At 27.1% G+C, this 11,942-nt stretch carries 7 protein-coding genes and 1 pseudogene; all 8 read right to left on the bottom strand.

The features are described from left to right. Positions 1–468: 468 nt before the first annotated feature. Positions 469–1,401, bottom strand: coding sequence for a transcription initiation factor IIB (locus tag MBCUR_RS08500; protein WP_157077722.1), 933 nt, complete (start codon positions 1,399–1,401; stop codon positions 469–471). A 649-nt stretch (positions 1,402–2,050) separates the two neighbouring features. After that, positions 2,051–2,338: a Gar1/Naf1 family protein gene (locus MBCUR_RS08495; RefSeq protein WP_067092487.1), complete on the bottom strand. Its 288-nt coding sequence runs from the start codon at positions 2,336–2,338 to the stop codon at positions 2,051–2,053. A gap of 477 nt (positions 2,339–2,815) precedes the next feature. Next, complete coding sequence (locus MBCUR_RS10455; protein WP_157077721.1) at positions 2,816–3,064, bottom strand: hypothetical protein; 249 nt, start codon at positions 3,062–3,064, stop codon at positions 2,816–2,818. Positions 3,065–3,457: 393 nt separating this feature from the next. Next, the gene (locus MBCUR_RS08485; RefSeq protein WP_157077720.1) at positions 3,458–3,850 is read right to left on the bottom strand and encodes a hypothetical protein; all 393 of its coding nucleotides are present in this window, start codon (positions 3,848–3,850) and stop codon (positions 3,458–3,460) included. Positions 3,851–4,507: 657 nt separating this feature from the next. Continuing rightward, positions 4,508–4,750, bottom strand: coding sequence for a hypothetical protein (locus MBCUR_RS08480; protein ID WP_067092484.1), 243 nt, complete (start codon positions 4,748–4,750; stop codon positions 4,508–4,510). 119 nt (positions 4,751–4,869) lie between these two features. After that, positions 4,870–5,949 (bottom strand): annotated as a pseudogene (locus MBCUR_RS11090) (IS630 family transposase). 209 nt (positions 5,950–6,158) lie between these two features. Then, entirely contained in the window at positions 6,159–9,257 is a 3,099-nt protein-coding gene (locus MBCUR_RS08465; protein ID WP_067092482.1) for a right-handed parallel beta-helix repeat-containing protein, read from the bottom strand. A 62-nt stretch (positions 9,258–9,319) separates the two neighbouring features. Next, positions 9,320–11,942: transglutaminase-like domain-containing protein (locus MBCUR_RS08460; RefSeq protein WP_211265141.1), on the bottom strand; the 2,623-nt coding region annotated here is incomplete at its 5' end.

Here is an 11,942-nt window from a genome sequence, read left to right as displayed (position 1 = left end):
CCTTATAATATATTTAAATGTTTAAAATCATGTTTAATGTAATTTAAAAATATAATAAATAATAAAAAGAAAATTTTATTTTAGAAAAAAATAAATTTAATCAAAATATATTACATTATCCAAAAATGTGACTTATAATCATTTTTAATCTTATAAAAAAATGATAAAAATAGTTTAAATTGGATTTAAAGAATTTTTAGATGATATTTTTGAAAATTTAAATTCATTACATGTGTTACAAAGCTTTTGATAATATACTTTGTAAAATGACTTAATAAAATATTCAATAATTTCTCCAATGTTCAATAAAAATGAATTAAAAATTTTAATCACAATTTTACCAGAAAAAATATCACTAGACGAATTAATAGAATTTTACATAAAAAGAGCAAATAAAAAAAAAAGATAAAAAAAATATAGAAAAAATTTGAAGTGCTAAAAAATAGCTATTTAACCGTTGAAATTAAATTACAGACCAGAGAGTAAAGAACCACCCATATCTAATTCTTCAGTTAGTTCTTTATAACGATTTCTAATTGTGACTTCAGTAACTCCAGCTATTTCTGCAACGTCTCTTTGAGTTTTTCTAACACCTAAAAGGACAGAAGCAATATATAATGCTGCAGCAGCTACACCTGTTGGTCCTCTACCAGAAGTAAGTCCTTTTTCCATAGCTTGATCAATAATTTCAATAGCTCTAGATTGAACTTCACCAGGAAGACCTAATTCACTTGAAAATCTTGGAACATAATCAACAGGAGATGTAGGAGGCAATTTAATATCAAGTTCACGAGCTAAAAACCTATAAGTTCTTCCAACTTCTTTTTTAGTCACACGAGAAACTTCAGCAATCTCATCTAATGTTCTTGGAACACTACAGCGTCTGCAAGCAGCATAAAGTGATGCAGCAACTACACCCTCTATACTTCTTCCTCTAATAAGTTTATTATCAACAGCACTCCTATAAACAACAGAAGCAGCTTCCCTAACACTTCTTGGAAGTCCTAATCTTGAAGAATCTCTATCTAACTCACTTAAAGCAAATGCAAGATTTCTTTCAGTAGCACCAGAAATTCTAATCTTTCTTTGCCATTTTCTAAGTCTATACCATTGAGCACGATTTCTTGCAGGAATATCACGACCATAAATATCCTTATTTCTCCAATCAATCATGGTAGATAAACCTTTATCGTGAATTGTATATGTAATAGGTGCACCTACACGAGTACGTTTGTCACGTTGCTCATGATCAAATGCTCTCCATTCTGGACCCATATCAACCATATTTTCATCAATAACTAATCCACATCCTTTACAAACAACTTCTGCACGTTCATAATCACCAATTAACTCATCACTGCCACATTCTGGACAAACAGTAGTCTTTTCAGCAGTTAAAATATCTGAAGGTTGTGGTTTAGCAATAACAGGTGTAAATGTATGCTTTTTAGGAACTGAATTATTTACTTCCTGATCTAAATCCCAATTTCTATCAGCAGGAATTATAATTTCCTTATTTTTAGAACTTGCCTTTTTAGTTGTTGTCTTTTTAGTTGATTTTTTCTTAGTAGTTTTCTTAGTAGTCTTTTTAGCAGTTTTCTTTGTAGATTTATTCTTAGTAGTTTTTTTAGTATCTGATTCCTCATCAACATCATTACTAATATTATCTACAATATCTTCACCTTTAGAAACTTGTTGTTTAGATTCATCTGCTAAAACTTCTTCTTGTGGAACTTCTTCAACTACAGTATCGTCAACTTTTTTAGCACTAGTTTTCTTAGTAGCAGATTTCTTAGTTGATTTTCTTTTAGTAGTTTTCTTCTTAGTAGATTTTTTAGTAGTCTTTTTAGCAGTTTTCTTTGTAGATTTATTCTTAGTAGTTTTTTTAGTATCTGATTCCTCATCAACATCATTACTAATATTATCTACAATATCTTCACCTTTAGAATCTTGTTGTTCTAATTCTTCTGTTAAAACTTCTTCTTGTGGAACTTCTTCAACTACAGTTTCTTCAACTTTTTTAGCAGTTGATTTTCTTTTAGTTCGACGTTTAGTTTTTCTTTTTCTTCTTCTTACCGTGTTGACCTCTCCTTTTTCTTTTTTGAGAATTTAATGATACATATAAATCATCAGCAGAGAGAAAACTATTTTTATCTACGGATTTAAATAGATTAATAGCTATAAATGGCTTTTTAGTAGGTCCAAAAACATTAGCAATCTTTCCTACTTTATTTTTATCATTGTTGTAGATAAAAGCTCCACTTGGAGGAGTAGTATTGCTACGGGCAATTAATTTCCCAGAATTAGATATATGTAAAACTGTCCCTAAATAGTTCATAGACATCACTTAAAAAAAGCCGTTTAAAAAAAGTTATATGCACAATACGATGTTATAGTATTACTAATATATATAATTTTCGATACATATTTATATAAAAAAATTTATTATTTAAAGAAAATATAAAAATCATGGCAATTTATTAAAATTTATTACGGTATTATTAGACATTAATATTTCATTATTGATGATTAAATACTATAATCATTACTTCGTATAAGTAAAGTATTATATTGTGTGGTGTGTATTATTAAGTGTATGAATCAAAAAAGTAACACACAATGCAAAGTATTATTGAATTATGATGTATTAAATCTTTCGATGAATGTGATTAGAGATATGTTGGGGTTGAAATCTTCTCCTAATCTTGTGTATAATGATAAAATGATTATTTATCATCTTTTTAATGCTAGTGTTTCTCGAACTAGTGTTAGTAATGTTAGTAAATTTGTGTTGATGCTCCTTCAGAAGGAACTATTAAATATCATCTTCGTGATCTTGATTTGAATATGGTTCAGCAGAATTTAAATGAAATTTTGAAGATTCAATGGTCTTAAAACTGTGCCTAGGAAATTTAATCATTTTGCTATTGATTTTGTCAACATCGCCTGTTATTGTGAGGAAGAAAGCAATGAATATGCCATTAAAACTAAATCTAAGAAAGAAACTAGTCGATTTTATTCTTATGGTTCCATAACATAATATTAAGAAATAAACACTACACATAGCTGTGAAATAGATTCTAAAAGGAGAAACTTTAAAAGATACTGTAGACTTTTTAATAAATGAAATCGAAACTAACGGATTTAAAATTAAAGGACTCTATCTTGATAAAGAATTTTTCACTATAGATGTTATTGACTATCTCCAAAATAGAAAAACACCTTTTATTATACCTTGTGTAAGAAAAACACCTAGTGAAGGAATGCAAAACCTATTAAGTGGTAAAAAAAGCTATTCTACTAACTACACAATGCATTCAAAAGAAAATAAAACCAAATTCCAACTTAGTAGTCAAATATGCCAAAGGCAAATATAAACAAAACAGAGCAAAATACTTTCCATATGTAATATACAACATGAATTTCCTATTAAAAACACTTTACGAACTAATGATAATTATATTATGCCCACTAATTTAGGATTAACACTATCCCCTGTTTTAGCATCAATATATAAACAATAATCATATACTTTAATAATCCAATAATGTTGCTTACCATGTGTTATAAATGTAGCTTTGCTACTTATACCCTCTGCAGATTCTTCATCAATAAGAAATGTCTTTGCTATTTTTAGGGCTTGTTTTTTTGTTATGAGTATAGGTTCCGATGTGTTTTTTGGGGTGGATTTAGTGTTAGTTTTTTTTGTATTTTGCTTACTAGTATTTTTTTCTTGGGAATGGTTTGTATTATTATCAATATTTGTGGTGTTTTTTTTAGTTATATTAATGCTATTATCATTTGTTTGATTATTACAGTTGTAATTAGCTATAAAAATGCCTATACCCAATATAACTAAAATTAGAATAATTATTGAAATTGTATATTTAAATTTAATAAAAATCACCTATTATTAAACATTTAAATTTATTATTTATTTGTATTTTATTTATTTTCGATATTGTTGTTGGTGTTCTATCAGCATCACCATCAATCTTGAATTATCACTTGCTTTTGAATCTTCAATATAATTCGCCATAACATCTCCACAAACCTATTAAATAGCTACAATATCCAAATTCATTACCTATTAGCAAAAATACTGGACAATTTACTATGCAGTTTCCACAACATATAAATTCCAAAACATTCAGGATTTTGTTTATTATTTTTTTCTGGTAGTGATTTAAAGAGTTTTTAAAAAGGAATATAGTTATTCTTGAACTTATCATTCTTGTCTACATTAGCTTCATACTCACTTTTTTCCCATTTTAGAATAAACTTAATTATGTGAGAGTTATATATTTTCTTTTCTTTTTTTAGTTTGATCTTTTAAGGTGTATATCTTTCATATCTGGAATTTCGATATATGAAATTATTTTTCCAGTTGATTTAGAATATATTGGAACAAGCCAACTTTTATTTTTGTATTTTACAATATTTCCAACTTTAGAACTCTCATCACCAGTTCCGAGATCCTTAGCAATTTTAATGGCTTCCTTCTTCGTTAAGTTTGTGTGAAAGTTTGGTTTTTTGGAATTTTAGGATCATTTTGATACGTATTTGTTGTATTATCATTTTTAGTATTATTAATAGTTTTATTTGATATTTCGCTTATATTTTTGGTTGTAGAGTTATTGATATTGGTATTAGAATTTGTTTTATCATTGTAGATGTTGCTATAAGCGAATATTGTTCCAATAATAGCTACTAATATTATTAAAATGATTATTATGCTTTTTTTATTCAAGTTAATCACCAATGATTTATCAATATATAATTAATTATAAATTAGATCACCAGACAATACTTCAAATAGTACTAAGTCAGGAACTATTACTAAGACAATTTAATTATTACTATTTTATTTCAAACATAATATTCTGATAATTTTTCATCTGCATTTTCTTTACTGAAATTCCATTTTATTTAGATTTTTTTCATTTCTATAATCTTGATAAGCTTTAGTTTCGCTGATTAACAAATTTTTGTTGCTTATTTTTCTTCCTGTACATTGTTTATCCGTTACATTAATTTCTATTTCTGCTATGTTAAGCCAGCTGGCATGTTTTGGTGTGTAGTAAAAAGTAATTTTGCTCATTAATCTTAAAGCTTCTTTAAATTCAAAAGTTTCAAGTATCGAGGCATATATATGAGTATTTAAGCTATCCGTTATGATTTTTAGCTTTTTATCTTTTGTAAAGACTTTATCAACCAAATGTTTAATGTAATAGGCAAAATCTGATTTTGTTCTTCTATTTGTTAGCATTATGTATCTTTGTCCTTTGTTAAAGTCTACGGCGACGAAAATATTTGCAGTACCATTTCTTTTATATTGGTAATCATATTTCTCAAATTTTCCTGGTTTCATTGGTATTTTTTCAATTATGTCTCCAATTAATGGTTTATGTTTTTCATCAAAGCATATAATTGGATATTTTGGATCATATTCTTCATTATATAATTTTAAAATTGTATACATTCTTTTACGGTATTCTTCGTCTATTTCTTTGATACATCACATTTCTTTCTTCCAGGATTTTGTTGAGTTTTTTTTAAAATAATGCGAACACTTTCACGATTTATAGTTTCAAAACCAGGTTTTTCTCTCATTTTTTCAGCGATTAACCTGACAGTCCACTGTTTTTTCCCTTCAGGTGGATCTGTACATGCCAATGCAATTATTTCTGTTTCTTTGTCATTATCATATTTTCTTGGCTGACCTGAACGTGGCTTATCATTCAAAGCATGATCTAATCCATGTTCTAAATATCTTTTTTTAATTTTACTAACGGTTTTAGGGGTTATATCCAATATTTCAGCAATTTCTTTTTGTTTTAAATTTGTATCATTAAGAAATATTAAAATAACGGATCTAAATAACTCTTTATTTTCTTTCAACGATTTTTTTAATGTAGTTGTGTCTATTTTATTTAATTGGAATTTCATATAATAATATATGTAAAAAATACTATATAAATTTGACTAAATTAAATTGTCTTAATAGATTATATTGTGATTTACATGAATGTTTCACTTAATAATGAAACCGGATTCAAGGGCTATTGTTGGGCAAAGTATCTAAAATTACTGAAAATCTTTAATTTTCGATGTTAGAAAAAACTCATTAGGAATTAGCTAAAAATAAGAAAAATAATTTATGATTTATTTTTCTTAATACTATTTTTATATCCATAAACACAAATTCTTTTATTTAACTTTTTACCTAGTTTATTACCCGTAACAGTATTGCGATCACCTGCAATTTTCATCCCATGAACTCCACATAAACGAGCAAAATTACCAGTAACCTTGTTTCTATCGCCGTTAACTTTGATTCCATGGTTTTTATTTTTATTAGCTATATTTTTAGAAATTATATTTTTATTTCCTGAAGACTGAATGCCATAAATCTTGTTACCACTAACACGATTTTTAGAGAATAAATTCTGATTCCCATGACCAATAATGCCATTTGTTTTGGATTTAATTATGTTAGAGATGATTTTATTCTTATTGCCCAGGATTTTTAAGCCTTGAGATTTTGATGTGATTTTATTAGTATTAACATTGTTTTTATAGCCATTTACTGAAATTCCTAGATTATTAGACCTAATGATATTTTTTAATAGAATATTATAATTACCTTTTACAGAAATACCAGTAGAATTAATATTAATTCTGTTAGAATAAATAAGATTTCTATGACCATTAACATAAATGCCGTTGCTAAATTTACTTATATTATTCCCAGTGACTGTGTTATAAGACCCAGTTAAAGTAATGCTACTATAATTACCAGACCCTGAGATTTTATTGTTTTTAACAGTGTTTAAAGAACCTACAACAATCACAGCACTATATTTAGAGCCAGTAATATTATTGTAAGCAAATAAATTCTCATCAGCATTAACATATAAGCCACGATAATTACCTTTAAGCGAGTTATAAGTCACATTATTGCCATAAGCAAACAAGCTGATAGCATAACCTTTAACACCACTTATTATATTATTTTTAACAACATTCTCATAACCATAAACAGAAACGCCATTAGACTTAATATTAGAAAGATTATTATCTCTTATAATATTATTTATTCCATAAATAATAATCCCCTTATTACCACCAACAAAAGAATTAGAAAAAACACTATTTTTAACTGAGTCAATAACAATCCCCACAGTATTATTCACAAAATCATTATTATAAACAGAACAATTATCAGAAGAATATAAAGCAATACCTATACTATTATTACTTATTTCATTTAGATAAATTGGAATGTTGTTAGACTTACTTAAAAGTATTCCTTCCCCATCATTTCCAATTATATCATTATATTGCAAATTAGAGCTATTTACACCATAGAGAATAATTCCAGAGTTTTTATTATAATTTACTATATTTCTTGCTATAATATAGACTGGAGAATCCATTAAAAAAACACCATACTCACTATTATTACTCACATTATTTCCTTGGATTCCACCATCAGAATCAACAATATACAAACCACTACCATTATTAAAAGAAACATTATTTCCATAGAAACCAAAAGATTTAGAATAGATAGAACTAAAACCATTGCCATTATTCCATTTGATGCGATTTTGAGAAATATCAAGAGAATCACAGCTATTTATCTCAATACCAAAACTATTATTAGTAATATTATTATCCTTAATTTGAAAATAAAAAATGAGAGATGGTCCAAAACCTGTAAAAAATCTTTTATTATCTAATATACTTGGAGAAAAATAATTGACTTGATCATTTATGTCGTTTGCAAGATAAATAGCTAATCCATTATTTTTTTCTATTAAATTATTATAAATGCCAATAAATGTGGAATATAAGGTATTTATGCCTTCATTGTTGTTCATTATTTTATTTTCATTAATTAGGGCATTTTTAGTGTTAGTTATGTAAATGCCTGAATCTGTGTTATTTTTTATAATATTATTGTAGATTTCAACAAAATCACCATAAGATATATCGATGCCATTACTTTCCCCATTAGTGATATTATTGTTTTTAATCAAAGATTTTGATATATTTGCAAAATATAGGTTACTTCCTCCATTATTATTAAAAGTATTGTTCATAATTGTCATATTGTATGCAGATACATCGATAAAAAGTCCATTTCCTGTGTTATTTGCAACAATGTTGTTAATTATGCTAATATTTGTTACAATGTTACCTTTTAATCCTTCTTCACTAGAATTTGTTATATTATTGTCATGAATATAAATATTTTCAGAATCACCTAAAGAAATACCTGCACCTTCACTACTTTTAATATTATTAGATGAGATTTTTGTATTTTTAGTTGAATATAAAGATACAGCATTGCTGTTGCTTTTTTTTATCTTGTTTTTAGAAATATTAATATTGTCACTATCATAAACAGAAACGCCGTTAGAAGAAGAATTTTCAATATCATTATCACTAATACCAACATGTTTAGAACTATCTACTGAAACACCATCACTACCACTATTTTTAACATTATTATCTTTAATATTTAGATTATTGATATTACTTGAAGAAATTCCACCTGCACTATTATTATCTAAATCATTGCCTGATATACTTATATTTTCACCAGTATCTATGTAAACACCATGACCATTATTATCATGAACTTTGTTATTTGAGATTTTAGTGTTATTTGACTCAACCACACTAATACCAGAACCAATATCATAAATATCATTATCACTAATATTTACATTATTAGAACTACTTATAAATATACCATCAAGCCCATTCGTACTATTAAAAATACTATTATTCACAATATTCACATTACTAGAATCACTAACAAAAATAGACTCATCATTATCAAAAAAAGTATTATTAAATATGCTAACATTGTCAGAATAAGCTACAAATATGCCAGCAAAATATCCAGCAAGATTAAAACCTTTAACACTTATACCATCAGCTAAAACATTAAAAGCATAATCACAAACACCACCAACACTAGTCCCATTTAACAAAACACCAAAATCAGAAACAATGTTAATCGACCTAGAAACATCCAAACTAATACCACTATAAACCCCACTACCGGTTTTAGAAAAAACCAAATCACTAATACTTAAATTATTATCAACCAAATCCTGAATATCACCATTAGACCAAGACTCATCAACATAAAAAGTACTTGCACTAACACAAGACAAAAAAGAAAATAAGCAAAACAAAAACAATAAACTAAAAATAAAATGTTTACTAGTACAATTCATTATATCTCCTCCAGTATTAAATAAATTTTATATAATAAATTTATAATTTCAAAAACTAGAAATTACCAATAATTACCCCAATATGGCACTGATTCATTATTAATCTCAACCCACTGATATAACCTATACCATTGCCCACCAATATTCTCCAATTTTGATGATGGTAAACTATAACCTGTAAAATAATAGGTTATCCCAGAGTTATTATAAGGAGTTACAGTACACCATTCATACTCATTGAAATGATAGCCTAATTTTTTATTTCCTACATAAGTGGCAGTGAGTCCTGAACCGAAGTTTATATTCCAAGTAAGTGTAGTTCTATTATTAACAGGATCTCCACATAACCAATCATCTAAATCATGCCACATGAAGATATCTGAAATAGTACTATTAGAATAAAAATTAGCCCATCCATGACCTTTACGTTCATTATCAAATATAGCATTTTTAGCAACATATCTTGCAGGAAGATTTATTGCACGCATAAGTGCAACAGTTAAATGAGCTTGATCAGCACAATTACCCTTTTTAGCATGAAGAGTACCTAAAGCACCATATAATGTATCACCATAAAGTTCATACTGAATATTCAATTGAACCCATTTCAAAATAGCATTAGCTACTCCTATGTCACTCTTATCAGAAGAATTCTTTTTAATATTATTAGCTAAGTTAATAATTTCTGGATTATCAGCTTCACAAAATTCTGAAGGATTAACATAGGAAGAGTAATCACTTTGGAATATTTTAGATGATTTCTCAGTACATTGTTGATTATAGTATGTTTTATTTGATATGAGTTTTCCAGATTTATCATACTTTAAAACTTGTTTAGTTCCTTTATAATACTTAGAAATAGTGCCATTTTGATAATACCATTTATACTTATTTTTAAGCTGATCATTAGTTAATAAAATCCATGTAACTTTATCATCAACTAAAATTTCTTTAGTGGAAATACTATTATGACTATAATCTGAGCTTTCATTCTCAGTAGAAATATTATTATCAACTATAACAAAATACTGTGTTATTGCTGTAACATTAATCTTCTTTTTTGTAACAACTTTAGCTGTTATTTCTGTATAATCATTTTTAGCTTTGATTAAATCGCTCCATTTAGTTACAACTTTAGTGCTGCCTTCATAGGTAGTTGTTGAAAATGGGGTACGAGATTGGATTTGAAGTTTGTTTACTTTATTAATAAGTTTATTAATTTCAGTTATTTTGTTCTTTTTGGATTTTTTGGTTAAATCCTTGCTATTAGAGATTGTTTTCTTAAGATCTTTAAGTTGGGAAGAGTAACTTTTCTTTTCAGAAGAAGAGGCAAAAGTTCGCTTGTTATTAATAGTTTTAGTTAATGCAGTTAATGAGTTGATTTTTTTAGTATTAATGGAACTTAAGACCTTATTTGCCAATTTATTAAAATTATTTTTATTCGTTTTACTTAATTTACTTTTTTTAACATCCTTTAAATATTGTTTTATTTGTTTTTCATAGTTGAGAACTTTAGAATATCCTTTATAATCAGATACTTTAAGTTTTTTAAGATTAGATTTTATATTAGTTAAGTAAGATTTCTTCAAAGATTTATAAGAAACTTTAACAGTAGCTTTCTTTTTTGGTTCGCCTTTTTTATCATATAAAACAGTGATCTTTAAACTTGGACTTGTGGCACTTGATAACGTAGGTATTTTAATCTCAGCTACACCAGTGGATGATGATTTTGAAGTGTATTTTTTATTATTAGCTTCAATTATCATAGTCACTCCACTAGGTTTATTAGATTTATTAATATTAAGACCATCTTTTACAACATTATTGTTAGTAGTATAAATGGCATTTAATATATTATCCCCACGGGTCAAATAAGATTCAACTGCTACCTTATCTCCTTTAATAACATAGTTTGGAGCTTTAATACCAAGAGAGAAAATTTTAGCTTTATTATTAACAAAAATAGTCTTACTCAATATTAAAACACCAGAATTATAGATACCACTTCCATAAGTAGCACTATTACCGCTAATGGTTCCACCAGTAACATTTAAAGAGTTAGTAGAATAGATAGCTCCACCATTAGAACTAACAATATTACCTGAAAATCCAGCAGAATCAATAGTTAAATTAAAATTAGTGTAAACTCCACCACCATTAACGGCTTTATTGTCATTAAAAGTAGATTTAGCAGTAATGGTTGTAATTCCACCATTTAAATATAGTGCTCCGCCATTAGTGGATGCATTGTTTCCATTAAACTTAGATGAAGAAATTTGTAAGTTTTTAAGAGAATAAATAGCTCCACCACTGCCAGTTACAAGATTACCATTAAAATTAGCTGAAACAATACTTAATGCACCATTAGAATAAATCGCACCACCGTTGACACCATTATTTGATGAAAAATTTGAATTGCTTAATATTCTAGTTGTTCCTCCATTGATATATAATGCTCCACCATTGGAGAGGGCATTATTTTTGCTAAATATTGAGTTATAAATGTTTAAATTCTTAAGAGTATATATTGCTCCACCATTTTTTGCATTATTTGAGGCAAAATTAGATTTAGAAGAAATGCTTATTTGACCATTTGCATAAATTGCTCCGCCAGATGCAGTAGCAGTATTTTGTGAAAAATTAGCTGTATTAATTTGTAAATCATTTAAAGAATAGATTCCTCCA

It is taken from the genome of Methanobrevibacter curvatus, from assembly GCF_001639295.1.
GTDB lineage: Archaea > Methanobacteriota > Methanobacteria > Methanobacteriales > Methanobacteriaceae > Methanoflexus > Methanoflexus curvatus.
The sequence above is the reverse complement of the archived record's forward strand: the minus strand, read 5'-3'. Positions and strand labels throughout refer to the sequence as shown.

What these genes read in the sequence shown, in the direction of transcription:
- MBCUR_RS08495 (WP_067092487.1), bottom strand. Translation starts at nt 2,338, where the DNA reads ATGAACTATTTAGGGACAGTTTTACATATATCTAATTCTGGGAAATTA.
- MBCUR_RS10455 (WP_157077721.1), bottom strand. Translation starts at nt 3,064, where the DNA reads ATGTGTAGTGTTTATTTCTTAATATTATGTTATGGAACCATAAGAATA.
- MBCUR_RS08465 (WP_067092482.1), bottom strand. Translation starts at nt 9,257, where the DNA reads ATGAATTGTACTAGTAAACATTTTATTTTTAGTTTATTGTTTTTGTTT.